This is a genomic window from Parvibaculum sp. (assembly GCF_045863935.1).
Classification (GTDB): Bacteria; Pseudomonadota; Alphaproteobacteria; order Parvibaculales; family Parvibaculaceae; genus Parvibaculum.
Genome location: NZ_BTVP01000002.1, coordinates 61,849 through 87,124, shown reverse-complemented (window position 1 = coordinate 87,124; position 25,276 = coordinate 61,849). Strand labels below are relative to the sequence as shown.

Annotated in this window: 25 protein-coding genes; 11 read left to right on the top strand and 14 right to left on the bottom strand. The window is 64.3% G+C overall.

The features are described from left to right. Positions 1-20 precede the first annotated feature (20 nt). Positions 21-515 (top strand): hypothetical protein, encoded by a 495-nt coding sequence (locus ACKUUH_RS01670; RefSeq protein WP_407948106.1) that lies wholly within the window; start codon positions 21-23, stop codon positions 513-515. Between the two features lie 2 nt (positions 516-517). Here ACKUUH_RS01670 and csgH read toward each other — a convergent pair whose 3' ends face one another. Further along, positions 518-874: a curli-like amyloid fiber formation chaperone CsgH gene (gene csgH, locus ACKUUH_RS01665; protein ID WP_407948105.1), complete on the bottom strand. Its 357-nt coding sequence runs from the start codon at positions 872-874 to the stop codon at positions 518-520. Between the two features lie 67 nt (positions 875-941). After that, positions 942-1,445: a curlin gene (locus ACKUUH_RS01660; protein WP_407948104.1), complete on the bottom strand. Its 504-nt coding sequence runs from the start codon at positions 1,443-1,445 to the stop codon at positions 942-944. A gap of 263 nt (positions 1,446-1,708) precedes the next feature. Between ACKUUH_RS01660 and ACKUUH_RS01655 the strand changes: the two genes are divergently transcribed. Then, the gene (locus tag ACKUUH_RS01655) at positions 1,709-2,200 is read left to right on the top strand and encodes a hypothetical protein (protein ID WP_407948103.1); all 492 of its coding nucleotides are present in this window, start codon (positions 1,709-1,711) and stop codon (positions 2,198-2,200) included. 12 nt (positions 2,201-2,212) lie between these two features. Here the strand turns inward: ACKUUH_RS01655 and ACKUUH_RS01650 are convergent, their stop codons facing one another. From ACKUUH_RS01650 to ACKUUH_RS01640, 3 genes are all read right to left on the bottom strand, one after another. Further along, complete coding sequence (locus ACKUUH_RS01650; protein WP_407948102.1) at positions 2,213-2,647, bottom strand: hypothetical protein; 435 nt, start codon at positions 2,645-2,647, stop codon at positions 2,213-2,215. 84 nt (positions 2,648-2,731) lie between these two features. Next, entirely contained in the window at positions 2,732-4,627 is a 1,896-nt protein-coding gene (locus tag ACKUUH_RS01645; protein WP_407948101.1) for an ABC transporter ATP-binding protein, read from the bottom strand. Continuing rightward, positions 4,624-6,459, bottom strand: coding sequence for an ABC transporter ATP-binding protein (locus tag ACKUUH_RS01640; protein WP_407948100.1), 1,836 nt, complete (start codon positions 6,457-6,459; stop codon positions 4,624-4,626). The genes ACKUUH_RS01645 and ACKUUH_RS01640 overlap by 4 nt, the downstream gene beginning before the upstream one ends. Positions 6,460-6,798: 339 nt before the next feature. Here ACKUUH_RS01640 and ACKUUH_RS01635 point away from each other — a divergent pair, with 339 nt between their 5' ends. The 5 genes from ACKUUH_RS01635 (at position 6,799) to ACKUUH_RS01615 (ending at position 11,730) form a co-directional block, all read left to right on the top strand. Beyond that, complete coding sequence (locus ACKUUH_RS01635; RefSeq protein WP_407948178.1) at positions 6,799-8,019, top strand: DUF3419 family protein; 1,221 nt, start codon at positions 6,799-6,801, stop codon at positions 8,017-8,019. Between the two features lie 46 nt (positions 8,020-8,065). Then, on the top strand, positions 8,066-8,695 hold the full coding sequence (locus tag ACKUUH_RS01630; RefSeq protein ID WP_407948177.1) for a class I SAM-dependent methyltransferase: 630 nt from the start codon (positions 8,066-8,068) through the stop codon (positions 8,693-8,695). Positions 8,696-8,748: 53 nt separating this feature from the next. Further along, positions 8,749-10,332 carry a murein L,D-transpeptidase gene (locus ACKUUH_RS01625; protein ID WP_407948099.1) on the top strand — a complete coding sequence of 528 codons (1,584 nt, stop codon included), beginning with the start codon at positions 8,749-8,751 and terminating at the stop codon, positions 10,330-10,332. A 96-nt stretch (positions 10,333-10,428) separates the two neighbouring features. Then, positions 10,429-11,034, top strand: a complete 606-nt coding sequence (locus ACKUUH_RS01620) for a DUF882 domain-containing protein (protein ID WP_407948098.1) — start codon at positions 10,429-10,431, stop codon at positions 11,032-11,034. 117 nt (positions 11,035-11,151) lie between these two features. Continuing rightward, complete coding sequence (locus tag ACKUUH_RS01615) at positions 11,152-11,730, top strand: cytochrome b/b6 domain-containing protein (protein WP_407948097.1); 579 nt, start codon at positions 11,152-11,154, stop codon at positions 11,728-11,730. Here the strand turns inward: ACKUUH_RS01615 and ACKUUH_RS01610 are convergent. Continuing rightward, positions 11,715-12,944 carry an acyl-CoA dehydrogenase gene (locus ACKUUH_RS01610; protein WP_407948096.1) on the bottom strand — a complete coding sequence of 410 codons (1,230 nt, stop codon included), beginning with the start codon at positions 12,942-12,944 and terminating at the stop codon, positions 11,715-11,717. The genes ACKUUH_RS01615 and ACKUUH_RS01610 overlap by 16 nt on opposite strands. Before the next feature lie 74 nt (positions 12,945-13,018). Continuing rightward, positions 13,019-13,945, bottom strand: a complete 927-nt coding sequence (locus ACKUUH_RS01605) for a LysR family transcriptional regulator (RefSeq protein ID WP_407948095.1) — start codon at positions 13,943-13,945, stop codon at positions 13,019-13,021. Positions 13,946-14,042: 97 nt separating this feature from the next. On the opposite strand from ACKUUH_RS01605, the gene ACKUUH_RS01600 reads away from it, so the two are divergent. After that, complete coding sequence (locus tag ACKUUH_RS01600) at positions 14,043-15,071, top strand: NAD-dependent epimerase/dehydratase family protein (protein ID WP_407948094.1); 1,029 nt, start codon at positions 14,043-14,045, stop codon at positions 15,069-15,071. 179 nt (positions 15,072-15,250) lie between these two features. On the opposite strand, the gene ACKUUH_RS01595 is transcribed toward ACKUUH_RS01600, so the two are convergent. Further along, entirely contained in the window at positions 15,251-16,258 is a 1,008-nt protein-coding gene (locus tag ACKUUH_RS01595) for an NAD(P)H-dependent flavin oxidoreductase (RefSeq protein WP_407948093.1), read from the bottom strand. Positions 16,259-16,351: 93 nt separating this feature from the next. Next, positions 16,352-17,266 carry a LysR family transcriptional regulator gene (locus ACKUUH_RS01590; RefSeq protein ID WP_407948092.1) on the bottom strand — a complete coding sequence of 305 codons (915 nt, stop codon included), beginning with the start codon at positions 17,264-17,266 and terminating at the stop codon, positions 16,352-16,354. A gap of 229 nt (positions 17,267-17,495) precedes the next feature. Between ACKUUH_RS01590 and ACKUUH_RS01585 the strand changes: the two genes are divergently transcribed. Then, the gene (locus tag ACKUUH_RS01585) at positions 17,496-18,494 is read left to right on the top strand and encodes an NAD(P)H-dependent flavin oxidoreductase (RefSeq protein ID WP_407948091.1); all 999 of its coding nucleotides are present in this window, start codon (positions 17,496-17,498) and stop codon (positions 18,492-18,494) included. A gap of 52 nt (positions 18,495-18,546) precedes the next feature. Here the strand turns inward: ACKUUH_RS01585 and ACKUUH_RS01580 are convergent, their stop codons facing one another. Then, entirely contained in the window at positions 18,547-19,248 is a 702-nt protein-coding gene (locus ACKUUH_RS01580) for a Crp/Fnr family transcriptional regulator (RefSeq protein ID WP_407948090.1), read from the bottom strand. An 88-nt stretch (positions 19,249-19,336) separates the two neighbouring features. On the opposite strand from ACKUUH_RS01580, the gene ACKUUH_RS01575 reads away from it, so the two are divergent. Continuing rightward, positions 19,337-20,176 (top strand): TauD/TfdA dioxygenase family protein, encoded by an 840-nt coding sequence (locus ACKUUH_RS01575; protein ID WP_407948089.1) that lies wholly within the window; start codon positions 19,337-19,339, stop codon positions 20,174-20,176. A 71-nt stretch (positions 20,177-20,247) separates the two neighbouring features. Further along, positions 20,248-21,117 (top strand): TauD/TfdA dioxygenase family protein, encoded by an 870-nt coding sequence (locus ACKUUH_RS01570; RefSeq protein WP_407948088.1) that lies wholly within the window; start codon positions 20,248-20,250, stop codon positions 21,115-21,117. Between the two features lie 435 nt (positions 21,118-21,552). On the opposite strand, the gene ACKUUH_RS01565 is transcribed toward ACKUUH_RS01570, so the two are convergent. From ACKUUH_RS01565 to ACKUUH_RS01550, 4 genes are all read right to left on the bottom strand, one after another. Beyond that, positions 21,553-22,458: an EamA family transporter gene (locus ACKUUH_RS01565; protein ID WP_407948087.1), complete on the bottom strand. Its 906-nt coding sequence runs from the start codon at positions 22,456-22,458 to the stop codon at positions 21,553-21,555. Between the two features lie 21 nt (positions 22,459-22,479). Next, a complete protein-coding gene (locus ACKUUH_RS01560; protein WP_407948175.1) occupies positions 22,480-23,712 on the bottom strand; it encodes a serine hydrolase domain-containing protein in 1,233 nt (410 codons plus the stop codon). 37 nt (positions 23,713-23,749) lie between these two features. Beyond that, on the bottom strand, positions 23,750-24,046 hold the full coding sequence (locus ACKUUH_RS01555) for a hypothetical protein (protein ID WP_407948086.1): 297 nt from the start codon (positions 24,044-24,046) through the stop codon (positions 23,750-23,752). A gap of 84 nt (positions 24,047-24,130) precedes the next feature. Next, entirely contained in the window at positions 24,131-25,180 is a 1,050-nt protein-coding gene (locus ACKUUH_RS01550; RefSeq protein ID WP_407948085.1) for a serine hydrolase domain-containing protein, read from the bottom strand. Between the last annotated feature and the right edge of the window lie 96 nt (positions 25,181-25,276).

Genomic DNA, 25,276 nt, shown 5'->3' with positions numbered 1-25,276 from the left:
GAAGGAACGGGAAGGGCGGCATGCAGGGCGAACTCGAAACCATCGACTACCTCCGCGTCTGGCGGCGGCGAGACGAGCGTGTTGCAAAAGATGCGGTGGCGATGTGGAAGCGCGCGGGCGTGCTGCCGGGAGACGTGAGCCCGGAGGAGCGCGCCGAAGAACTCGTCATCGCGATCTATGACGGCGAGACGATGGCCGGTTGCCTGACGGCGGGCATTCGCGTTCTGCCGCGACTGCGCGAGAAGTTCGCTTTCTGCCGGAGCTTCATATCGTCGGCCTATCGCGGCAGGCGGCTGACCGACCGGCTGATGATCGACGGTCACGACGAGCTGGGGCTCTGGTCGAAGGCGCATCCCGAAGAGCGGCTCGCGGGATGCGCCGCGATCTATCAGAACAAGGTGTTGGGCCGGAGCCCTGTAGAGCCTTCAGGGCTCAGCCTCATCGGCTATACGCCACAGGGCGATCAGTTGCGCGTGCTCTGGTTCGACCACCATCGTCTGAGGTCCGGAGAGTAGTCTCACAGACCGCAGCTATAGCTGCCGGAATAACTCTCCACCGTCATATGCGCGTGGAAACGGTCGCGGGCGCCGAGATTGACTTCGGTGGCCGATACGACGGCTTCGCCGCTCTCGTCGATGACGAAGTCTCCGCCCTGCCGCACTTCCGACGTACCGCCGGAGCCGGACCGTTCGAAGGATATGGCGTAGGAACCCGTTTCACCGGGCATGCCATAGACGACGCTTTCGAACAGCATGCCCGACGGCGTCTCGATGGTTCTGATCTCGCAGGATTCGGCAGCGGGCGGCGATGCGGTGGCCGCCGCGCAGCCGAAGACGAAAGGTGCGAATACCAGCGAAGCCCATTTGATGTTCATTGCTCTGCTCCCGTATGAAGAGGGGCGTCGCGGGAGGCGGCGGATACCGCCTCCCGATGAAAGCCGGTCAGTAGCCGCCCTGGATGACGACCGACGTGTTGCCCGAGCCGGTCTGGACGGTGTTTGCCTTCTGGCCGTTGCCGACCTGGATCGTGGCGGACGTGTTGTTCGAGCCGTACTGATCGGTCGTCGCCTTGTGGTTGCTGCCGATCTGGGCGATGCCGGACGTGTTGTTGCGGCCGGTCTGGATCGTGGTCGCCTTGTTGTTGCGGCCTTCCTGGCCCGTCACCGCGTAGTTGTTGCGGCCATACTGGTCGGTCAGCGCGGAGTTCCGGTTGCCGAGCTGCTGCTGGTAGAGATAGTTCCACTCGCCCTGCTGCACGGCCTTGGAATAGTTGCCGCGGCCGCTCGTGTCGATCGTGCCCTTGTTGTGATAGCCGTTCTGCGTGTAGACGCCGGTGTTGTGGCGACCGCTCTGGTAGACCGAGGCCGAATTGCCGGCATTGGCGCCTGTGATGCCGGCCGCGATCAGGGCTGCGATGGTGCTCGTGGTCAGTAGAAACTTGTTCATCTTGCATCTCCTGTTTGGGGACCGGCCATGGGGGCTTGTCCGGTTGACGATGCAAGTTCTAGCGGCCCGCGCCTGAGCGCTGCCTGAAGCCGCCATTCATATTCGGTTCAGCGATGAGGTCATTTTGTGTCGCGCGAACGAGAGCGGGCATTCCCGCTTTCTGAATGCAGCATGAACGGCGGGTTCAGCGAGCCATCAGCGCAATGCATTCAGTGTGCGGGCTCTGGTTCCGTCAGGAACGTCACACGATGCAGGAGAGAGCGATGAAGAAGATCGTCAATTCATTCACGGCGGCGGCGGTTGCGCTCGCATTCGTTCTCGGCTCCCCCGCGGCTTGGGCGGGAAGCGTGGCGGCCGTCGATCAGTCGGGTGATGCCAACTACACCGTCGTATATCAGAACAAGAACAAGACCCGGACCAAAAGCTGGACGGCGTCGAATCCGGCCCAGCAATTCGTCTCGGACAGGAAGATCAACGGCGCCATCAAGCAGGCAACCCGGTACAGGCCAGCGGGGGGCAGCAAGATGGGTGGGGGCGGCTGTGGCTTCGGCGGCGGTGTGAACGGCAGCTATGTCGCGCAGACGGGATATGGGAACACGGCGTTCGCGAGCCAGACGGGCTCGAACAATGTCGCGGTCACCAGTCAGGACGGAAACAACAACGCTTCCTACATCGTGCAGAAGGGAAGCGGGAACGAGGCCTACGCAACGCAGAGCGGGAACGACAATGTGTCGGTCATCGTTCAGCGCTGCTGAACCGGTCCGGCCTCAGATATCCGAGAAGGCACAGAGCAGCATGCTTATGTGTCCGTCGCCCCATAGCGGCAGGAGCAGGCGCGCATAGCCGCCGCCCGCGTATAAGGTCGGCGCGCGGCCTTCCACGGTGACGCTCGCCTGCGAGCGGAAAAATTCGAGCGGCGAGCGGATATCGACCTCGTCGGCGAAACGTCCCTGCAATTCCTCGCCATATCGCGAAGCGATGCCGCTTCCGACGATCTCGAAACGGAAGCGCTCGGGCTTCTCGAAGGCGGCGACGAGCATGACGCGCTCCGCCCGGGACGCCATCTCCGGCAGCTTCACATCGTCCCAATAGGGCATGCTGCTGGCCTTGCCGCGAATGAGTCCGCGCCAATAGGCGAGCGTTTCGGCAAGGCCGGATTCGAGCTTGTCCGGCAGGGCGTAGGGAAGAGTGGCTTTAGTCATGGCGCGCGCGTTCCCGGTCATTGTCATTCGATTGGCGATCACGCTACTTCAGCGCGTATGCCCCGACAACTTCTTTGCAGCTTCTCAGGAGGAACGTGTTTCCGGGTTCATGTCCTGGACCTGAAGCTCGTAGAGCGTCTTGTAGAGGCCGCCCTGCGCCATGAGCTCCTCATGCGTGCCGATCTCGCGCACTTCGCCGCTGGCGAGAACAACGATCCGATTAGCCTCCCGTATCGTCTGCAGCCGGTGAGCAATGATGATCGAGGTTCGTCCCTCGGTCACTTTCGCGAGCGCGTCCTGAATGATGAGCTCAGTTTCCGTGTCGATGCTCGCCGTCGCTTCGTCGAGAATCAGCACTTCCGGGTCCATCGCCAGCACGCGGGCAAAGGCGAGGAGCTGGCGCTGCCCGTGGCTGAGATTCCGCCCGCGTTCCGTCAGAACCGTATCGTAGCCCTGCGGCAGCAAACGGATGAAGGGATCGGCATGGACGAGGCGCGCGGCGCGGCGCGCATCCTCGCGCGTCACCTTCGGATTGCCGAGGATGATGTTGTCGTAGACGGTGCCCGAGAAGATGTGGAAATCCTGCAGCACCACGCCGATGCGCTTGCGGATTTCGCCGGGCTCCACATCCATGATGTCGATGCCGTCGATCAGGATGCTGCCGGCCGGCACGTCGTAGAAGCGGCAAAGCAGGCGAATGAGGCTCGTCTTGCCCGAACCCGTCGGCCCGACAATGGCGATGCGCTCGCCCGGCGCGATATCGAAGCTCACATCCTTGAGGATCGTCGTGTCCGGTGCATAGCCGAAAGTGAGATGATTGAACCGGACATGACCCGTGAGGCCGGCGGGCAGGGGCTTTGGCTCGGCGGGCCGTTGCAGCGTTTCGTCCCAGTCGAGCGCCTGGAAAATCCGCTCGCAGCTCGCCATGGCGCGGAAGACGACATTCCACTGTTCGCCCATCGCCACGATGGGCCGGAACATCATGTCCGCGAACTGCGCAAAGAGAATGACGCTGCCGAGCGTCGCCGCGCCCGAAAGAACATGGTTTCCTCCGAACCAGACGATCGCCGCCATCGCCAGGAAAGCCATGCTGTCCATGGCGGGGCCGTAATAGCTCTCGATCCGGACGGCGAGGCTTTCCTGAAAGCGGTTCTCGTCGTTGATCTCCGTATAGCGGTCGTAGTTGATCTTTTCGCGGCCATAAAGCTGCACGATTTCGATGCCGGAGAGATTTTCCTGAAGGTTCTCGTTGAGCCGCGACAGGCTTGAGCGGATGCCGCGATAGACCTGCCGCGAGACACGCCGGAAGATCCAGGTCGCCAGCGCCGCGACGGGCAAAAGCAGCATCAGTTCGAAGGTGAGCGCCGGATTGAGCGCGAGCATCACCGAAACAGCGACGAAGAAGGGCACGAATTCGCCGAGCAGCACGCCGAAGCCCGCAAGCAGCTCGAACAGCGTCTCGACATCGTTGGTGAGGCGCGTCATCACCCGGCCCACGGCCACGCGGTCGTAGAAGCTCGATGGCAGGTTTTCGAGATGCGCGAAGAGGTCGCGCCTGAGATCGCGAAGGCCGTTGAGCACGGTGCGGGCAAGCAGGATCCGAAATCCGTGGCCGAAGACGGCCCAGAGCAGCGTCCAGAGCCCGTAAAGCATGCAGGCGGACACGATCGGATGGACCGTCAGCATGTCGGAGAGGAAGCCGTTGAGGGCCTTCTGTCCGAAATCGGGCGCGCCCTCGTTCGACGCAGGCAGCAGGATACCGTCCACGACGACACGGCTGACGATGATCGGCGCGAGAACCGCCGCGCTCGCCGCGAGCAGGACGAAGACGATGGAGAGAAGTCCCATCCGGCGATAGGGCTTCATCCAGTGCATGAGGCGGCCGAGAAGCCCGAAATCGAATCCGCGCGCCTCCATCTCGTCGTCGAAGACAGCATGGTTCCGGCGTGTGGGGCGCGAGGGGGCGGCGGTGTCGCTCATGCGCTCTCTCCATTGCCGCCCGCGCCCGTGCGAAGCGCGACAGTCTGCACGAGCTCGTCCCTCCGGCCTTGCTGGCGTTCCAGCGTGGCGTAGAGGCCGCCTCTGGCGATGAGTTCCTGATGCGTGCCGACTTCGGCGACGCGGCCCTCGTCGAGAACGACGATCCTGTCGGCGTGGCGCGCCGTCGAAACGCGGTGCGAAACCATGAGCGTCGTGCGGCCCTTCCGCAGTTCCTTCAGGCGCGACAGGATGAATTCCTCCGTCTCCGTGTCGACGGAGGAAAAACAATCGTCGAGCAGCAGCACGGGCGTGTCCCGGATGAGGCCGCGCGCCAGGCTCGCGCGCTGTTTCTGGCCGCCCGAAAGCGTCACGCCGCGCTCGCCCACCAGCGTTTCGAGCCTTTCGGGAAAACGGCGGATGGTCGCTTCGAGATCGGCGCTTTCCGCCGCGCGCCAGACTTCCTCCGTCGTTCGCTCCGGATTGTCGTAGGAAATATTCTGCGCGATATGCGTTGCAAAGAGGAACGGGTCCTGCGGCACCATGGCGATCTGGTTGCGCACCTGCGTGACCGGCAGCATGCGGATATCGCGCCCGTCGAGATAGACGGTGCCGGGCGGCGGGTCGAGCAGGCGGACGATGAGGCGCAGCAGGGTTGATTTGCCGGAACCGACCCGGCCGAGCAGCGCGATCATCTCGCCTTTGCGGATGTCGAGCGTCACATCGTTGAGCGCCGGCCAGCCGCCTTCGCCGCTGCTCGCGGGATGCACATAGGAGAGGTGATGCAGCGTGATGGCGCCGCCGATCTCGTCAAGCGGCGCGGCTTCCGGCGCATCGCGGATTTCAGGCTCGTGGTCGAGAATTTCGAAAATGCGCGCCGCCGCCGAACCGCCGCGCTGGAACAGCGTCACCATGATGCCGCCTTCGCGGATCGGCGCGAGCATCATGGCGAGATAGAAGATGAAGGCGGTGAACGTGCCGAGCGTGATCGTGCCCTCGACGACCTGCATGCCGCCATAGCCGACGACAATGAGCGTCGTGAAGCCGGTTGCAACCAGCATGGCCGAGGTAAGGCCCGAATTCAGGAACATGAGCTTGTAGTAGTCGCGGGCATAGGCGTCGGACGTCGCCTCGAAGCGTTCCGTCTCGCGCGCCTCCTGCGCATGGGTCTGAATGGTGCGGATGCCGTTGAGGTTCTCCTGCACCTGCGCGGACAGGGTGGAAAATCCCTCCTGGACCTGTGTCGACTGGGTGAAGATGCGTTTCGCAATCACCCATCCGAGCACGGCGAAGACGGGAAGTGCCGGCAGCAGAAGCAGCGTCAGCGACGGCGACTGCTGGAACATGAAAATGAAGGCGATGATGCCGGAAAACCCGAGCACGAAAAGAAGCCGCGTGCCCATGCCGATCATCTGGCGGATCAGCGTGATGTCGTTGATCGCGCGCGCCATGAGATCGCCCGTCGTGTAGCGGGAGAAAAAGCGCGGGCCTTGCAGTTCGAGGTGCCAGTAGAGGCGCTGGCGCAGTTCGTAGGCGACGGCAACGCCCACTTCGCGCACATGGCGCCGCCCGAGATTGAAGGCGCCGTAGCGCAGCACCATGAGGCCGAGTATCGCAAGCGCGGGCATGAGAAGGCGCGGGTCGCCCGCAGCGATCCTGTCGATGCCGGTCTTGAGGAAAAGCGGCATGAAGGCTTCGAGCAGCCGCCCGGCATTGATGAGGGACATGCCGCCCCAGAAGCGTCCCTTGTGGCGATGGACGAGAGGCACCAGCCGCCAGAGCGGGCTGGAGCCGGATTTTCCGTCCGTCCGGGGCGTGGGCGCGCGCGAATCCACGGGAAATGACATCCGGGTTTTGGCGGGCCATGGCCGCGCCGGCTGGGCTGGCGTCGCCCGGTTCCGATATCGGTGGCCTTCGCCGTGATCGGGCGGGGAGACGATGTTTCCTGGAGTTTTTCAGTCTGTTTTTCTGACTATACGCCTCTCCATCCGATTCGGAAGCGGCCCCGTCGTAACACCGTCACACGAACTTCACGCAAAGCCTGTAGCAGCAGGTGGACCGGGCGCGCCGCCGCGCGATGCCGGCGATCCGATAACGGAGTTCATGTCTTGTCGAACAGCGCCGAAGCAACCCACGAAACGCTCGCCGATACCGTCGTCCCCGGAGACAGGCGCATTGTCCGCCGCCGCCTCGGCGCCGCCGTCCACCGGCACAAGGCTGTCTCCCGCGAGGGGCTGACGGAACGGCTCTTCACCTGGCTCTTCACCGGCCTCGTCTATCCCCAGATTTGGGAAGACCCGGAAGTCGACATCGCGGCGATGGGGCTCCACGAAGGCATGAGCCCGGACACGCGGATCGTTGCCATCGCGTCCGGCGGATGCAACGCGCTGTCCTATCTCACGGCAGCGCCCGTACACGTGACGGCGCTCGACCTGAACCCCACGCATGTGGCGCTCGTGAAGCTCAAGCTCGCGGGCGTCGCGCGCCTGCCCGGCTACGACCGCTTCTTCCGCTTCTTCGGCCGTGGCGATGCGCGCGAAAACATCTCGGACTACGACCGCTTTCTCCGCCCGCATCTCGACGAGGCGACCCGCGCCTATTGGGACAAGCGCCCGATGGGTTTCCGCCGCCGCATCTCGCTTTTCGCGCGCGGCTTCTATCGCCATGGCCTCCTCGGCTATTTCATCGGCCTCGCGCATCTCGCCGCACGGGCTTACGGCGTGCGCCTTCGCGACATTCTGGTCGCGCCGACGATCGACGCACAGCGCCGCTTCTTCGAGGAGAAGCTTGCGCCCCTCTTCGACAAGCCGCTGATCGCCTGGGTGACCGGCAAGCCCTCGACGCTTTATGGCCTCGGCATTCCGCCCGCACAGTACGAAGCGCTCTCCGGCGGCCGCGAGATGCGTCTTGTCTTGCGCGAAAGGCTCGAACGTCTCGCCTGCGGCTTTCCCCTGTCGGAGAATTATTTTGCCTGGCAGGCCTTCGCGCGCGCCTACGCGCCGGGTGAGGACGGTCCGCTGCCGCCTTACCTGAAGCGGGAAAACTTCGCGATGCTCCAGGCGCGGGCGAAGGACGCACAGATCCTGAATGCCTCCTTCACCGACTATCTGCGCGAAAGCGGCGAGGCGAGCCTCGACCGCTATGTTCTTCTCGACGCGCAGGACTGGATGACGGACGCGCAACTGAACGACCTCTGGTCGCAGATCACGCGCACCGCGCGTCCCGGTGCGCGGGTCATCTTCCGCACCGCCGCCGAGCCGACGCTGTTGCCGGGCCGCGTGGACGAGGCGATCCTCGCGCGCTGGGACTTTCGCGCGGAGGAATCGGCCGCGTTCACAACGCGTGACCGCTCCTCAATCTATGGCGGTTTCCATCTCTACATCCTGAAGGAGTGACGCGGTGAGTGCGGTCGACCATCGCGAAGACGCCCATGCGCATCTGATGGACCGGGTCTACCGGTACCAGCGCCACTTCTACGACCTCACGCGGCGTTACTACCTGCTCGGCCGCGACCGCCTGATCGCGGAGCTCGATGCCGGGCCCGGCGCGACGGTGCTCGAGGTCGGCTGCGGCACGGGGCGCAATCTCGTCCGCGCGGCGCGGCTCTATCCCGAGGCCGCGCTTCACGGCATGGATATTTCGCACGAAATGCTCGTGACCGCCCGCCGCGCCGCCGCGCGGCATGGTGCGGCGCTCCGCTTCGCGCAGGGCGATGCCACCCGCTTCAACCCCTATGCCGCCTTCGGCGTTGGCCGCTTCGACCGCATCTACATGTCCTACACGCTGTCGATGATCCCGGACTGGCAGGCAACGCTGGCGCAGGGCATCTGCAACCTCGCGCCCGGCGGCAGCCTCCACATCGTCGATTTCGGCGAGCAGGAGCGTCTGCCGCGCTGGTTCCGCTCGGCGCTCAGGGCATGGCTTGCGAAGTTCCATGTGAGCCCGCGCGGCGATCTTGAGCGTGTGCTCCGCGCGCTCGCGGCGGACCTCGGCGCCGATCTCCGGTTTCGTTCGCTCTATCGCGGTTACGCCACCTATGCGGTCCTGCGATTGCCGTTTCACGGCGAATGATGCCGTTTTCCATTGCGGTCGAGAGCTGCTGACGTGACACTGAACCCGGCCCCATGAGTTTCGGGACGGTCGGGATTTTGTCGATTTCAAGCACACTGCAAACCAGGATCATGCGCCAGGCCGCGCGGGGCGCGTTCCTGGCCCTTCTGTTTCTCTTCCATGCCGCCGGCGCGGCCTGGGCCGATTGCGCCGTTTCGCCGGTCGGGGTGTCGTCCGGAAACGACGCCGCGGAGGTCGCAGCCTTCTACCGGCATTGGGACGGGGCCTGCGCCTGGTCGGATCGCGCGGCGGCCGAACTCTACGATGTCCTTTTGCAGTCGGACCTTCATGGCGTCGCTCCGGAGAGTTTCGGAACGCGGGAGATCGCCGGACAATTGAAGGCGGGCAGGGGAACCGATCTCGCGGGGCGCGATCTTCTTCTTACGCGCTCGGCCCTGCGTTACGCGTGGGCGATGCAGGCAGGACGCGTCGACCTCGCGGCCAGCGGCTACGACATCGCCATTCCGCGCTGGGAGCCGCCTGTGGCCGCGGGCCTTGCGGCGGCGTTGAAACAGGCGCGTCTTTCCGATTGGCTGCACGCCTTGCCGCCCGCGACGCCCGAATATCTGCGTCTGAAGCAGGCGCTCGCCTTTCACCGCGATCTTGCGGCGAGGGGGAACTGGCCTCCTCTCGCGCTTGAGGAAGGCAGGCGCTCGCTGAAGCCGGGAGAGACGTCGGAAGCAATGGCAGCGCTGCGCGGCCGTCTCGTGGCACTCGGAGACCTTCGCGCGCGGATCGGCGACGACAGGCTCGATCCTCAGACGGTAGAGGCCGTCATCCGCTTCCAGTCGCGGCACGGTCTTGAACGGGACGGTGTCATAGGGCCGAAGACGCTGGCCGCGCTCAACGTGACGCCGGAAGAGCGCGCGCGGCAGATCGCCCTCAACATGGAGCGCATCCGCATCATGGCTCATGCGATGCCGCCCACGCGCGTCGAGGTGAATGCGGCGGCGGCAACGGCGGTGCTTTTCGAAGACGGCGAACCGGTGTTGCGGATGAGAACGGTCGTCGGTACGCGCAAAACGCCGACGCCGATCCTGTCGGGCCTGATCAACACCATAATCGTCAACCCGCCCTGGGTCGTCCCGCGCTCGATCTATGTGGGCGAGATCGCGCCGGCCATCGCGCGCGATCCGGACTATCTCGGAAAGCACGACATGTTCTGGCAGGAAGGGCAACTGGTGCAGCGGCCCGGCCCGAGGAATTCGCTCGGCCGATTGAAGTTCGAATTCGCGAGCCCCTTCGCCGTCTATCTCCACGACACCAATGCGCCGTCGCTCTTCGCCAGCGATAATCGCTTCCGCAGTCACGGCTGCATCAGGCTCGAGAAGCCGCTCGATCTGGCGGTTCGTCTGCTCGAACCCGAATGGCCGCGGGAAAGGATCGAAGCGGCGATAGCGGCAGGCGAGACGGCGCGTCTTCCCATGTCGCGCTCCATGCCCGTCGTCGTCGCCTACTGGACGGCCTTCGTGGAGGAGGATGGCACCGTCGAATTTCGCGACGACATCTATGGCCGCGATGCGGCGCTGGCAGCCTTGTTGCGGGACGATGCCCCGGCGCCCTCTCGCACGGGCACTGGCGCGGCTTGCGGCGCCTGATCCGGCTTTCCATAATAGCACTTTCAAATCAATGACTTGATCTTCTCCTCCCGGTGCGCACAATCAGGTTCTACAGTTCCAAAAAGGGGAATTATGGTGTTTCAGTTGAACCGGCGCCGCCTTCTGGGGCTCGGCGCCGCCGCTGCTTCCTGCGTGGTCGCCGAGAGTGCTCTCGCGGCTACCCGCCTCCCGCTCCTGCGGCCCGACAGGCAGGCGGCGGCGCCGCAAGCGCATGTCCGCGCGGGCGCACGCGAGCTGGACCTGATCAATACGCACACGGACGAAAAACTGAAGATCGTCTACTGGGCGAACGGCCGCTACGAGCCGGAGGCGCTGGCCGGGATCGACCGGCTGTTGCGCGACCATCGTTCCGGCGACGTCCACGCAATCGACCCGGCGCTGCTCGATACGCTCCACGCCCTGAAACGGAAGCTCGGCACGAACGAAGCCTTCCACATCATCTCCGGATACCGCTCGCCGGCGACCAATTCGCAGATGCGCGAGAGCAATGCCGGCGTCGCAAAGAAGAGCTACCACATGCGCGGCATGGCGGTGGACATTCGCGTGCCGGGCCGCGAACTGTCATATCTGCGAACGGCGGCGCTCGACATCGGCACCGGTGGTGTCGGTTATTATCCGCGTTCGGATTTCATTCACGTGGATGTCGGCCCCGTGCGCCAGTGGGGCATGCGCAGCGCCTGAACTGTTGCACATGAATCTGCGAATGAGTAGCGGCGCGTCTGCGACAAGATGCAGTCTGGCGGCGTCTCATGCGAAGCGGCCATATTCCGGGCGGGGCTCGAATATGGTTGGTTTCAAATGTCGGTGTTTCACAAGATTCGGCTCTATCACGCGGCGCTCGCTCTTCTCGTCACCGCGGCTTACTTCACAGGCGACGAACTCGAAGGCCTGCACAACTGGCTCGGATATGCCGTCGCCGCCGTCATCCTCTTTCGCGCCCTCTGGGCGGCGGTTGGTCCGCGGCAACTCGGCATCTCGCGGCTCTTCCCCGACCTGACGGAGCTTGCAAAAGTCCGGCGCCTCAATCATCCGATGATCAGCCGGACGCTCCTCGCAGGCATCGTCGTCACGCTCCTGCTCACGACCGGAACGGGACTCCTCATGGAGCCGCCGCCGATTGGCGGGTTCGCCGCTGAAATGTCGATCGCGCCGGCCTTCGCCGACGACGACGGGGAGCGCGAGCACGACCGGGACGGCAAGGAGAACGAAGCGCTTGAGGAAGTTCACGAGACGGCGGCGAACCTGCTGGTTCTCTTCGTCGTCCTGCACGTGACCTATCTTCTCGCCTTCAAGCGGCCCATGGCACTGTTCATGCTCTTCGCGCGGGACGCAGGCGCACCCGCCGCCGGCCGGCCCGCCGCTCAGAAGAAGGCCTGAATGCCCGTCTGTTCGCGGCCGAGGATGAGGGCATGCACATCATGCGTGCCCTCATAGGTGTTCACCGCTTCGAGGTTCATGACGTGCCGGATGACGTGATACTCGTCCGACACGCCATTGCCGCCATGCATGTCGCGCGCGACGCGGGCGATGTCGAGCGCCTTGCCGCAATTGTTACGCTTCATCAGTGAAATCGCGGCGGGCGCTGCCTTCTGCTCGTCGAACAGCCGGCCGAGCTGCAGGCAGCCCTGAAGGCCGAGCGTGATTTCGGTCTGCATGTCGGCGAGCTTCTTCTGGATGAGCTGGTTCGCGGCAAGAGGCCGGCCGAACTGCGTGCGGTCGAGCGTGTATTGCCGCGCCGCATGCCAGCAGAATTCCGCCGCGCCCATCGCGCCCCAGGCGATGCCGTAGCGCGCGCGGTTGAGGCAGCCGAAAGGCCCCGCAAGCCCGCGCACATTCGGCAGCATGTTTTCTTCCGGCACGAACACATCCCGCAGCGAGATTTCGCCGGTGACCGACGCGCGCAACGAGAACTTGCCTTCGATCTTCGGCGTCTCGAAGCCCTTGAAACCGCGCTCCACGACGAAGCCGCGAATAACGTCATCGTCGGTCTTCGCCCAGACGACGGCGAGGTCGGCGATCGGCGCATTGGTGATCCACATCTTCGCGCCGTTCAGCACATAGCCGCCATCGACCGCCTTCGCGCGCGTCTTCATCGAGCCGGGATCGGAGCCGTGGTCGGGCTCCGTCAGACCGAAACAGCCGACCCATTCGCCGGTCGCGAGCTTCGGCAGGTATTTCTCGCGCTGCGCTTCCGAGCCATAGGCATAGATCGGATGCATGACGAGCGAGGACTGCACGCTCATCGCCGAGCGATAGCCGCTGTCGACGCGCTCCACCTCGCGCGCGGCGAGCCCGTAACAGACATAGGAGAGCCCGGCGCAGCCATATTTCTCCGGCAGCGTCAGTCCGAGCATGCCCTGCGCGCCCATCTCGTTCATGATCTCGCGATGGAAAATCTCGTGCCGGTTCGCTTCCTTCACGCGCGGGAAAAGCTTCTCCTCGCAATAGGCGCGCGCGCTGTCGCGCACCATGCGCTCTTCCTCGGTCAGTTGTTCGTCCAGCAGCAGCGGGTCCTGCCAGTTGAAGGGCGCGAGCGGCGGATTGGGCTTCTCGCCGGATTTCGCGGTGCTGGCTTCGGCGGCTTTGCTCATGGGAAAGTCCTCGGGACGCAAGGGAAGGCTGGTTCGCGACTGATATAGCAGGGCAGGGCGCGGCGGGCGATAGCCTACTTGGCTGCCGCTTTTTCCGCCGGTTCCTGCGTCCCCTCCCGGATATAGGCGCCCATCTCCTCGGCCAGGTGGTCGAACATCAGCCGCATCCGCCGGCTCGTCTTCAGGTCTTCATGCATGGCGATCCAGACATCGAGCTCGAAGGTGATGGCGCCCGGCAGCACCGGCACAAGATCGGGATAGCTCCTGGCGAGCGCATACTGGCACATGCCGAAGCCGAACCCCGCCTTGAGCGCGGCAAACTGACCGACATCGCTGTCGCAACGGAAGGTGAAGAGATCCCGCGTCAGCACGAGCCCAAGCTCGCCGAGGCGCCGGATGGACGGTTCGCGGTCGAAGCCGATGATCGGATAGTTCCCGATCTCGTCGAGCGATTGCGGCGCGCCCATTTCCTCGATGAGGCGGCGATGCGCGTGGAGACCGAGCGCGACCACGCCGCATTTTCGCGCGATGAGCGACGATTGCGTCGGCCGGATCATGCGCACCGCGATGTCGGCATCGCGGCGGATGAGATCGTCCGAGCGGTTGGACAGCACGAGCTCGATGGCGATGCGCGGATGTTTCTCGCGGAAGCGTGCAAGGATCGCGGGCAGCACCTCCGTGCCGATGATCTCGCTCGCGGTGATGCGCACCGTGCCCCGGTCCTCCTCGGCCTCGCCCGAGGCCACTCGCTGCAACGTCTCGGCGGCCACGGCCATCGCCTCCGCATGGGGCACGAGCGCCAGCGCCGCGTCCGTGGGCGAGAGGCCGCCCTGTGAGCGGGTGAAGAGCCCAACCCCCAGCGCGGCTTCCAGCGCGTCGATATGGCGGCCGACGGTGGGCTGCGTCAGGCCGAGCTGCCGCGCGCCGCCCGAAAGGCTCCCCTCCCGGACGACCGCAAGGAAGGAGCGATAGAGTTCCCAGCCGGGCGATGCGTCAGTCATACGAAAACGTATACATGATAGCCGTCTTTAGGCAATTCATATTCGTATTTGAATAGGCCATCTTCCAGTCATCGACACGGCAACTGGAGACGGACACATGGCCTCGACGGCTCTCATTCTCGGCGCAACCGGCGGCTTCGGCGGTGAAATGGCGAAGGCCCTTCACGCCCATGGCTGGCAGATCCGCGCCCTCAACCGCAATCCGAAGGCGGCGGCCCGGCAGATGGACGACATGCCCTTCATCGATTGGGTGAAGGGCGATGCCATGCGGGCCGGCGATGTCCGCGAGGCTGCGGAAGGCGTGGACGTGATCGTCCATGGCGTGAACCCGCCCGGCTACCGCAACTGGGCGGGCACGGTCGTGCCGATGATCGCCAACACCATTGCCGCGGCGAAGGCCACCGGTGCGCGCATCCTCTTTCCCGGCACCGTCTACAATTACGGGCCGGACGCCTTTCCCTTGATCCGCGAGGCCTCGCCGCAGAACCCGAAGACGAAGAAGGGCAAGCTCCGCGTCGAGATGGAGCGCCGCCTGCGCGTCGCATCGGAGGAGGGCGTGCCCGTCCTCATTCTCCGCGCGGGCGATTTCTTCGGCGGCCGCAACGGGGGCAACAACTGGTTCGCGCAAGGCCTGGTGAAGCCGGGCAAGAAGCTCCGCTCGGTTGCCTATCCCGGCCCGCATCATGTCGGTCACAACTGGGCCTACCTGCCGGACATGGCCGAAACCGCCGCGCGGCTTCTTCTGCGTGGCGGCGAACTCGAACCCCTCGCGGTGTTCAACTTCGGCGGTCACTGGCTCGAACAGGGTATCGAGATGGCGGACGCGATCCGCTACGCCGCCCGCAATCCCGATCTGCCGGTGAAGCGTCTGCCCTGGTTCGCGCTGACCCTGCTTTCGCCCTTCGTCGAGACCTTCAGGGAGATGCGCGAGATGCGCTACCTCTGGAAAAAGCCGGTGCGTCTCGACAATACGAAGCTCGTCGCCTTTCTCGGCCATGAGCCCCACACGCCCCTCGACATCGCCGTCCGCGCGACGCTTGTCGATCTCGGCTGCATCGACGCCGCCCCGGCTGCGGCACACGGCTACGTCTCTCCCTCCCTCATCGCAAAAGGAACGATCCAATGAACACCGCAAATCGCATGGAGCGGATAGTCAGCACGCTCGTCGCTTCCGCGCTGACGTTCTACGCATTCGGCCTTCTGGGCGTCACGCTCGAGCGCTACATCGCCTGAAGCAATCGACGGCACATGAAAAGGGCGGCGGGATTTCTCCTGCCGCCCCTGGTTCTTTCCATCGAAGCGATATTACTCCGCCGCCGCCCTCGAAGCGGTCAGCGCTTCCGCGGGCATCCGCTCCGCGAATTCGCGGCAGGCCTGCACATATTCGCGCTTCAGGCGGTCGATGAGTTCGGCGACCGGCGGCGCATCCTTGATCTGGCCGATGCCCTGGCCCGAACCCCAGATGTCCTTCCACGCCTTCTGCTTCATGTTGCCGCCCGAGCCGAAATTCATCTTCGACTTGTCGGCTTCCGGCAGGTTGTTCGGGTCGAGGCCCGCCGCCGCGACGGACGGCGCAAGGTAGTTGCCATGCACGCCGGTGAAGAGGTTGCTGTAGACGATGTCTTCGGCGGCGTACTTGATCAGATGATCCTTGTACGCCTGTTCGGCGTTCGCTTCCGCCGTCGCGACGAAGCGCGTGCCCATATAGGCAAGGTCCGCGCCCATGGCGAGCGCGCCCGCGATGCCCCAGCCGTCCGACAGAGCACCCGACAAAATGACGGTGCCGTTGAACCACTGCTTCACCTCGCGCACCAGCGCGAAGGGCGAGAGCGTGCCCGCATGGCCGCCCGCGCCGGCGCAGACGAGGATCAGTCCGTCCACGCCCTGTTCGGCCGCCTTCTTCGCATGCTTCACGTTGATGACGTCGTGGAACACCTTGCCGCCATAAGTATGCGCCGCGTCGATCACTTCGGCGGGCGGGCGGAGCGAGGTAATGATGATCGGCACTTCGAGCTTCGTGCAGACGTCGATGTCATGCGCGAGGCGGTCGTTCGACGCGTGACAGATTTGGTTCACCGCGAAGGGCGCGACCTTCTTCTCGGGATGCTTCGCCTGATATTCGCCAAGCTCGCCCTTGATCCGCGTGATCCATTCTTCCAGCACATGCGCGGGCCGCGCATTGAGCGCCGGGAAGGAGCCGACGATGCCGGCCTTGCACTGGGCGATCACGAGTTCGGGGCCGGAAACGATGAAGAGCGGAGAGCCAATAACGGGTATCTCCAGGCTGTTCTTCAGGATGTCGGGTAGCGCCATGTCGGTGTCCTCCGGAAATTCACTGCGCTCACTATGGACCGGATTACGCCGTTATGCCTGTTCAGCGTTGAATGCCGGGATGTTCGGATGCGTTCAGGCGGAGGGGCTGCGTCCCGCCAGCCTGTCGCGGTCGATCTTCGCCTTCTCGCCGAGGAAGTCGATCACGGCACGCACGGGCGCCGTGTCGCGCAGATCGGGATGGGCGAGCAGCCACATTTCCGTACCGTTCGCGAGCTTTTGCGGCGCGATGCGGACGAGATCGGGATAGGCCTCGGCGACGATGCAGACGAGCGTCGATATGCCGACGCCCGCGCGCACGGCCTGAAGCAGATCGGCATCCGAAAAGCAGCGCAGCACCACGCGCGCGCCCTGCGTGACATGGGCGAGCCAGTCGGCAAGCTCGACTTCCGCCGCGCGGCCGCCGAAGCCGACGATGCGATGGTCCTTCCATTCCTCGCGCTTCGCGGGAAGGCCGAACTGTTCCGCATAGGAGCGCGCGGCATAGAAGCCGACACCGATGCGGCCGATCTTGCGGCCGACGACATTCTCGCGCCCCGGCCCATAGGGGCGGATCACGATGTCGGCATCGCGCCGCTTCACGGATACCTGCGTCACCTCGTTGACGATTTCGATTTCGATGCCGGGATGGCGCTCCTCGAATTCGCCGAGATAGGGCATGAACCAGTAGGAGGCGAGGCTGTGGGGAATGGCGACGCGGACGAGACCCTGCGCCTCGCCATCGGCGCTGAGGGCGGCATGAAGTGCGCGCTCGGCGGCAAGCGCCATCGGCTCGACCTCGGCGCGCAGACGCTCGCCCGCGCCGGTCAGCGCATAGCCGCTCGGCTCGCGCACGAAGAGCTTGGCGCCGAGCCGCTTCTCGAGCGTGGCGATATGGCGGCCGACCGTCGCATGGCTGAGCTTCAGCCTGCGCCCCGCGCCGGACAGGCTTTGCGTGTCGACCACGGCGAGGAAGATGCGATAGGCGTCCCAGTTGGAATCGTTGTTCATGGCTGAACATTCACATGTTTGATCTTGGGAAGGGAGACTGCGCCGGATTTCCCGCCGTTTCAAGCGTTTGGGAAGCCAAGGAGAACGCTGCGGCAAGGTATTTTTCGCGTTGCGCGGCGCCATTCCCTTCGTGCAAAGCGGCGAAACCTTCTGCTAAAACTGCCCCATCCAGCTATTCACGAGAGGCTCGAGCCGCAACAAGGGTGGCCTCCGGCGAGGGAGAGAAAAAGTGATCAAAACCAGATTCACCGAACTGTTCGGGGTCGAACACCCCATCGTGCAGGGCGGCATGCAATGGGTCGGCCGGGCGGAACTCGTCGCGGCGGTGTCCAATGCGGGCGCGCTCGGCTTCATCACGGCGCTGACGCAGCCGACGCCGGAAGACCTCCGCAAGGAGATCGAGAAGTGCAAGGGCCTGACCGACAAGCCCTTCGGCGTGAACCTCACCATCCTGCCGGCGCTGAAGCCGCCGCCCTATGCCGAATATCGCGCCGCGATCATCGAGTCGGGCGTGAAGATCGTCGAGACGGCGGGCTACAAGCCGCAGGAACATGTCGACGATTTCAAGAAGCACGGCATCAAGGTCATTCACAAATGCACCGCGGTCCGTCATGCGCTCTCGGCCGAACGCATGGGCGTCGATGCCATCTCGATCGACGGCTTCGAATGTGCGGGCCATCCGGGCGAGGATGACATTCCGGGCCTGATCCTCATTCCGGCCGCGGCCGACAAGGTGAAGATCCCGATGATCGCATCGGGCGGCTTCGGCGATGCGCGCGGCCTCGTCGCGGCCCTCGCGCTCGGCGCCGAAGGCGTCAACATGGGTACGCGCTTCATGTGCACCAAGGAAAGCGCCATTCACCAGAAGGTGAAGGAACAGATCGTCGCCAACGACGAACGCTCGACGGACCTCATCTTCCGTACGCTGCACAACACGGCGCGCGTGGCGAAGAACGCGGTGAGCCAGGAAGTCGTCGCTATCGAGAAGAAGGGCGGCGCGAAGATCGAGGACATCGCGCATCTCGTCTCCGGCCAGCGCGGCAAGGTCGTCTATGAGCAGGGCGACCCCGATTACGGCATCTGGTCGGCCGGCATGGTGCAGGGCCTGATCCACGACATTCCCTCGTGCCAGGAACTCGTCACGCGGATGGTGCGCGAAGCGGAGGAAATCATCCGCAACCGCCTGAACCGCATGGCCGGCATTTCGGTGGCGCAGGCCGCAGAATAAGCCGCACGGCAAATCGCGTTGAGAAGCCCGCGCCGGAAACGGCGCGGGTTTTTCATTGTGCGGGTTCCATCGCAATCCGGTGGAGCCCCGCCGGATCGAGAATACGGATGCTGCGATAGCCGGTTTCGATGAGTTTCTTCTCCTCCAGTTCCCGCAGCACGATGTTCACCGTCTTGCGCGACAGGCCCATGAGTTCGGCAAATTCTTCCTGACGGATCGGCACGGTGGCGGGCCCGCCGCCGCCCCAGGGAAAGCTGTAGCCGTGGAGACGGCTTGCGATCCGCGCGCGGGGCGAAAGATGCATGAGCTCCGCATAGCCGCGCAATGCCCAGACAAGCTGTTCGGTCGCAAGCTCCGCGAAGTGAAGCCAGAGCGAAGGCATTTCCTGCACTATCGCGGAAATCGCATGTTGCGGCACGAAGATGATCTCGGAGCGCTCGCGGGCGATGACGGTCGTGACGCGCCTGCCGCCCAGCACCTGCGCCGCATAGCCGAAAATCGTGCCGGGCCCGGAAATGCTGACCGGCACACTCTCGCCATTGTCGAGCACCACATGGCTCGTCACCGAGCCCGAAAGCAGGCCGTAAAGCCCCTCCGCCTCGTCGCCCGTGTCGTAGATCCAGTGACCGGCCTCGGCGGTCGAGACCTGTGCCAGCGCGATCAGCCGGGATTTGAGCGCGGCAGGCCGTTTCGAAAACCAGGCATTGCGGGCGAGCGTTGCGGCGAGACGGTCCTGGAGCGGCGCCGGGGCCATGAATTTTCCCGAAATGTTACCTTGGTAACAATCTACACCGGCAGGCTTCCTATCCTCAAGGGCAGGACAACCCGCCGGGAGGAAAATCATGGGTCTCGAAAGCGCAATCATCAGGAAGGTGACGCCGGGCTGCGGCGCCGAGGTGCTGGGCGTGAACCTCGCCGATCCGACGAACAGCGACATGGAGGCGATCCGCGCCGCCTATCGGGACTATGGCGTGATCTTCTTCCGCGACCAGAAGCTGACGCCGGAAGAACACATCGCCTTTGCGCGGCGCTGGGGCGAAATCGACATCAACAAGTTCTTCCCGGCGAATGGCGGCTATCCCGAGATCGCCGAAGTGCGCAAGGAGAAGGACCAGCTCGTCAATGTCGGCGGCGGCTGGCACACGGATCATTCCTACGATCAGGAACCGGCGATGGGTTCGATCCTCGTCGCGCGCGAGCTGCCGGAGGCTGGCGGCGACACGCTTTTCGCCGACATGTACAAGGCTTATGAGGCGCTCTCGCCGGGCCTGAAGAAAACGCTCGATGGGCTGCGCGCGGTTCACTCCAACGCGCATGTCTTCGGCGCGGCCGGCGCCTACAAGGCAACCGATCAGGCAAACGGCTTCAAGGGCGAGAGCCTTGTCGGTCAGGCCGTGCATCCCGTTGTCATCACGCATCCCTTGAGCGGCCGCAAGGCGCTCTATGTGAACCCCGCCTTCACCACGCATTTCGAGGGCTGGACCCCGTTCGAGAGCAAGCCGCTGCTCGATTATCTCTATGCCCATGCGGTGCGGCCGGAATTCACCTGCCGTTTCGAATGGAAGCCGGGTTCGGTCGCCTTCTGGGACAATCGCGCGACCTGGCATTTCGCCGTGAACGACTATCACGGCGAGAAGCGGTTGATGCACCGCATCACGATCGCGGGCGGCCCGCTCCAGTAAGCGGGGTTGTGCCCGGGGCGGCGATATGGCACTCTCTCCCCGAGGCAGGAGCAGGAAGGGGAGGGAGACCCATGTCGCAAGCAAGAGCACAGGCGGGCACGATCCATGTGCGGCCGAACGAAAGCGGTTTCGGCGCGGAGATCACGGGCCTCGATATATCAAAGCCGCTGCCGCCGGAAACGCTGGCCGCGGTGAAGGATGCCTGGGCGCGCCATGCGGTGGTCTGGTTTCCCGACCAGCCGCTGACGCATGATCAGCTTGAAGCCTTCACATTGCAGATCGGCCCCTTCGGCCATGATCCGTTCATCGCGCCGATGGAGGACCATCCGCATATTCTGGAGCTGCGCCGCGAGCCGGACGAGAAGGCGCGCAATTTCGGCGCGGGCTGGCACTCGGACTGGAGCTTTCAGGAATGCCCGCCGGCGGCAACGCTGCTCCACTCGAAAGTCGTGCCGCCCATCGGCGGCGATACGCTCTATGCCGATTGCACCCGCGCCTATGACGCCTTGTCGGACGAGATGAAGAAGGTGCTGGACGGCCTCACCGCCGTTCACTCCGCCGCGCTTCCCTATGGGCCGAATGGCGTTTTCGCGCAGGAAACCGAAAAGCGCACTATGAAGATTATTGTCAGTAAGGATGCGGAGAAAACCTGGCCGCATCCGCTGGTGCGCACGCATCCCGTGACGGGCCGCAAGGCGCTGTTCGTCAGCCCCGTCTATACGGTCGGCATTCAGGGCATGACCCATGCGGAATCCGCCGCCATTCTTGGCTTTCTTTACACGCATATGACACAGGACCAGTTCGTCTACCGCCACAAATGGCGCACGAACATGCTGACCATGTGGGACAACAGATGCACGCTGCATTTTGCCGATGGCGGCTATGACGGACATCTGCGTGTCATGCATCGCACGACCGTCGCGGGTGATGCGCCCCATTAAGTGAGACAGGTTTTCTGCCCAATTCATGTGCATCTGTTCCGCGCTGGCACATCATTTCGGATGTGATGGTAGAATCGTGCGTCCACGGACGAATCTGCTTTGACAGGCGTATTGGCTGATCTAGTGTAACTCCATCGGGAGTTGTCCGGCGCCCTAGCCCCCAGACCCCGTCCGGGCAAGGTCCGATAGTTGTTCCAGACTGAAGAATGCCGTGTGATTTTCGCGCTTAGGCGAAGGCGTTCCGCTTCGCTTGGGGACGATCAGACGGCACCCACTCCGCCGGCATGCCACCCGAGCATGTCCGCGCGGCGGACGCGGAAGAGTTGCCGGCGACCCCTTGCCCCCCCACGCCGCGGCAGCCCTTTACTCCACGATCCGCCAGCCCCCGGGGCCGGCGTTCTGCCGCGCCCCGGGGAAGCGGGGCGGGCGACCGCCTCACCGCCACAGAACCAGCATGACGATGCCGCCGATCACCAGCGCGATGCCTGCAAGCTCGAGCGGGCTTGTTTTTTCCCGGAACAGGAAATGCGAGGAGATGAAGGCGAAGACGAGTTCGATCTGGCCGAGCGCGCGCACATAGGCGGCGTTCTGGATCGTCATGGCGGTGAACCAGCCGATCGAGGCAAGCGCACCGGCAAGTCCGACAAGCGAACTCACGCGCCATGTATCCATCGCGGCACGAAGGTCGTTTCGCCGCCGCGCCGCGAGCCAGACGGTCATCGCCACCGTCTGGATCATGAGGACGGCGACGAGCGTGTAGCCGGCCGCGACGAGAAAATCCGGATGATCGAGCGACAGCGAGGCCGCGCGGTAGCAGACGGCGGCAATGCCGTAGCAGGCGCCGGAACCGATGCCCATCAGCGTCGGCTTTTCGCCGAGCGCACGCCAGAAGCTCGTAAGCGTCAGATGTGATTGCGCCATGGAAATCGCGATCACGCCCGCAAGGCTGATGAGAATGGCGAGAAAGGCACCAAGGCTCAGATGATCGCCAAGCACGATGATGCCGAAAAGGGCAGTCTGGATCGTCTCGGTCTTTGAATAGGTCGTGCCGACGGCGAAATTGCGCAACGTATAGAGCGCGACGAGAAGCACCGTGCCCCAGATCTGCGCGAGCCCGCCCGCCACCGCATAGAGAAGAAACGAACCATCCGGCTGCGGCAGGGCGGCGCCCGTCACGCCGATGACGATGGCGAGATAGAGCGCGGCGACCGGCACGCCATAGAGAAAGCGCACATAGGTCGCGCCCGTCGCCGACATGCCGCCTGTCAGCCGCTTTTGCAGCGCCGAACGAAGGTTCTGCAAAAAGGCGGCCGCAATGGTGAGCGCAATCCAGAGCGGCATGATGAGAGGCGGGCTTTCGCGCTATTCGGTGATCGCGCCGTAGACGAGCTGCTGATATTGCGGCCGGAACGGATAGGTGGAGGAGGGGTAGAGCTGCGTCATGAAAATGGCGATGAGGTCCTCTTCCGGGTCGATCCAGAAATAGGTGGAGGCGGCGCCGCCCCATGAGAAATTGCCGGGCGAGCCGATATGCTGCGCTTCCGCCGGATCGAGCGTGACCTGGAAGCCGAGGCCGAAGCCCGCGCCCTCTGCCGCAAGCTCGCTGAAGGCCGAGCGCGACATCTGCTTCATCGTCTTGCCGCCGGGCAGATGGTTCATGGTCATGAATTCGATGGTCTTGGGCGAGCAGATGCGCACGCCATCGAGCTCGCCGCCATTGAGAAGCATCTGGCAGAAGCGGTAATAGTCCGTCATGGTCGAGGTGAGGCCGCCGCCGCCGGAGAGGAAACGCGGCGGCTGGGCATAGGAGCTTGTCTCGTCGCCCATATCCATGATGCCGGATTTCTTCGTCACCGGGTTGCGGAAATAATTGGTGGCAAAGCGGCCGAGCTTTTCCTTCGGCACGAAGAAGCCCGTATCCACCATGCCGAGCGGCGCGAAGATGCGCGCGGCGAGAAACTCGTCGAGCGGACGGCCCGACAGCACTTCCACGAGATAGCCGCAGACATCGGTCGAGACGGAATAGTTCCAGTACTGGCCGGGCGAGAAGAGAAGCGGCAAGCCGGCGATCGCCTCGACCGTTTCCTTCAGCGTGAGCTTCACCGTGTTCGCGCCTTCGATGCCGGCCTTGCGGTAGAGCGCATCGACGGGATGTTCCTGCATGAAGCCATAGGTGAGGCCGGATGTATGCGTGAGGAGATCGCGGATCGTCATTTCCCGCTCGCAGGGCTTCGTCTCGTATTTTTCCGCCGTGCCGCCTGCCCAGACCTTGAGGTTCTTGAACGCGGGGATATAGCGCGAAACGGGATGGTTCAGCTGAAAATGGCCCTCTTCGTAGAGCATCATCAGCGCGAGGCTCGTGATCGGCTTCGACATCGAATAGATGCGGAAGATCGTGTCCTTCTCCATCGCAAGCCCGCGTTCACGGTCGCGCTGGCCCGCCGCCTCGAAATGGGCGATCTCGCCATGGCGCGAGATGAGCGTCGAAAAGCCCGCGATCTTGCCCCGGTCGACATAGGACTGGAAGTAATTCTGGATATAGGCGAGCCGCGACGGATCGAGGCCGATATCTTCCGGTTTTGCGATGCGGGGCATGACGTTCATGGGACTTCTCCTCCGGGAGCGTTTCTTTTCAGTCTTTTTGGGGCGGCGCTGAGAGCGCGCGGAACAGGTCTTCGGCGCTTCGCGCGCGCGCCGCGGCGGCGCCCGCGTCTTCCGCCCCCATCGCGATCGCTTCCCAGCCTTCGGGCGTCTTCCTCAGCCGGAAGCTCGGCCGCAAATGCCCGCAGCGTGTGAGATAGGGGGCGAGAACGCCTTGCGCGTTCTTGCGGAATTCGAGGTCGAACGGCGACCCCTCGGCGGCTGCGGTCAGCCGCCTGCGGTCGTGCTCGGTGATGAGATCGCCGGGAAACCGGACAATGCTGCCCAAGGAGAAGCCCCTGTACCGTTGTTCGCGTGGCAGTCTACACGAGCCGCGCAGGAATTGGCTCCCGTATTTGTCGCAGACCGGGCCTCATGCCGTCCTGAAACAGTCCACCACGTCGGCGATCCACGTCTTCGGATTGGCTTTCACGTCGAGTGGCGTCTTGCCGTGCCGCACCACCACCATGTCGAGTTCCGGCACGACGACCGTATATTGCCCGTCATATCCGTTCGCCGAGAAGCTGCCCGGTCCCGCAAGGCCGAGCCACCAATGCGCGCCATAGGGGCCTTCCTCGACGCCCGCCTGCTGCCATGTCGGCGTGCGGGCATAGTCCGCCCAGCCCTCGGGCAGGATGCGTCTGCCATCCCACATGCCGTCCCGCAGATAGAGATAGCCGAAGCGGGCGAAGTCACGCGGTGTGCAGAAGCAGAAGGATGAGCCGATGAAGGTGCCCGCCTCGTCGAATTTCGGTGCCGCGCTCGTCATGCCGATGGGATCGAAAAGGCGCTCGCGCATGAAGGCTTCGAAGTCCGGCCCGAAAGCATCCGCCGCCCGCGCCGCCGTGCGGCTGACGATATTCGTGGTGCCGCTCGCATAGGACCAGTGACTGCCCGGTTCGTGCTCCAGTGGGAAGGAAGCCGCGAAATGCGCCGTGTCCTTCTCGCCCTTGCCCCACAGCATCTCGATCACGTCGGAGGGATGCTCCGGCACATAGTCCTCGCGAAAGGCAAGACCGCTCGACATGCGCAGCAGAAGGTCGAGCGTGATCTTGCCGCGCGGATCTCCCGCCACCTGCCATTCCGGCACATCGGCGGGCGCATGAATGTCGATCTTGCCGTCCCCGGCCAGAATCCCCACCAGCGCCTGCGTGATGCTTTTCCCCTTCGACCAGGACGGACAGGTCACATCCGGCTCGAAGCCCGTCCAGTATTGTTCATGAACGAGCCTGCCACCCTTGATGACGACGACGGCGTGCGTCTCGCCAAGGTCGGCGGGGGCCTCCGCCGCAAAGGCATGGTCCATCAGCGCATGGAAGCGTGCCTTGTCGGCGCCGGCCGGCAGGTCGCCCTCCGGCCACCCTGCCGTGGGCCACGCCACGCCCGCGGGTTGCGCGGGCAGGGGCGGGAGGCTCTCTTTCATCGGCGCGTTCATGGCTGTCGGTCCCGTCTGTTGCCCCGCAATGCTGCCCGCTCACGCCCCGACATGCAATCCGCCCTGTCCCGCCGCGCCCGCGCT

Coding starts and splice junctions, on each gene's coding strand:
- ACKUUH_RS01570 (WP_407948088.1), top strand. CDS start 20,248: ATGTCGCAAGCAAGAGCACAGGCGGGCACGATCCATGTGCGGCCGAAC.
- ACKUUH_RS01590 (WP_407948092.1), bottom strand. CDS start 17,266: ATGAACAACGATTCCAACTGGGACGCCTATCGCATCTTCCTCGCCGTG.
- ACKUUH_RS01625 (WP_407948099.1), top strand. CDS start 8,749: ATGAGTTTCGGGACGGTCGGGATTTTGTCGATTTCAAGCACACTGCAA.
- ACKUUH_RS01650 (WP_407948102.1), bottom strand. CDS start 2,647: ATGACTAAAGCCACTCTTCCCTACGCCCTGCCGGACAAGCTCGAATCC.
- ACKUUH_RS01605 (WP_407948095.1), bottom strand. CDS start 13,945: ATGACTGACGCATCGCCCGGCTGGGAACTCTATCGCTCCTTCCTTGCG.
- ACKUUH_RS01615 (WP_407948097.1), top strand. CDS start 11,152: ATGTCGGTGTTTCACAAGATTCGGCTCTATCACGCGGCGCTCGCTCTT.
- ACKUUH_RS01655 (WP_407948103.1), top strand. CDS start 1,709: ATGAAGAAGATCGTCAATTCATTCACGGCGGCGGCGGTTGCGCTCGCA.
- ACKUUH_RS01630 (WP_407948177.1), top strand. CDS start 8,066: ATGGACCGGGTCTACCGGTACCAGCGCCACTTCTACGACCTCACGCGG.
- ACKUUH_RS01645 (WP_407948101.1), bottom strand. CDS start 4,627: ATGAGCGACACCGCCGCCCCCTCGCGCCCCACACGCCGGAACCATGCT.
- ACKUUH_RS01575 (WP_407948089.1), top strand. CDS start 19,337: ATGGGTCTCGAAAGCGCAATCATCAGGAAGGTGACGCCGGGCTGCGGC.
- ACKUUH_RS01660 (WP_407948104.1), bottom strand. CDS start 1,445: ATGAACAAGTTTCTACTGACCACGAGCACCATCGCAGCCCTGATCGCG.
- ACKUUH_RS01610 (WP_407948096.1), bottom strand. CDS start 12,944: ATGAGCAAAGCCGCCGAAGCCAGCACCGCGAAATCCGGCGAGAAGCCC.
- ACKUUH_RS01670 (WP_407948106.1), top strand. CDS start 21: ATGCAGGGCGAACTCGAAACCATCGACTACCTCCGCGTCTGGCGGCGG.
- ACKUUH_RS01560 (WP_407948175.1), bottom strand. CDS start 23,712: ATGCCCCGCATCGCAAAACCGGAAGATATCGGCCTCGATCCGTCGCGG.
- ACKUUH_RS01595 (WP_407948093.1), bottom strand. CDS start 16,258: ATGGCGCTACCCGACATCCTGAAGAACAGCCTGGAGATACCCGTTATT.
- ACKUUH_RS01550 (WP_407948085.1), bottom strand. CDS start 25,180: ATGAAAGAGAGCCTCCCGCCCCTGCCCGCGCAACCCGCGGGCGTGGCG.
- csgH (WP_407948105.1), bottom strand. CDS start 874: ATGAACATCAAATGGGCTTCGCTGGTATTCGCACCTTTCGTCTTCGGC.
- ACKUUH_RS01580 (WP_407948090.1), bottom strand. CDS start 19,248: ATGGCCCCGGCGCCGCTCCAGGACCGTCTCGCCGCAACGCTCGCCCGC.
- ACKUUH_RS01565 (WP_407948087.1), bottom strand. CDS start 22,458: ATGCCGCTCTGGATTGCGCTCACCATTGCGGCCGCCTTTTTGCAGAAC.
- ACKUUH_RS01600 (WP_407948094.1), top strand. CDS start 14,043: ATGGCCTCGACGGCTCTCATTCTCGGCGCAACCGGCGGCTTCGGCGGT.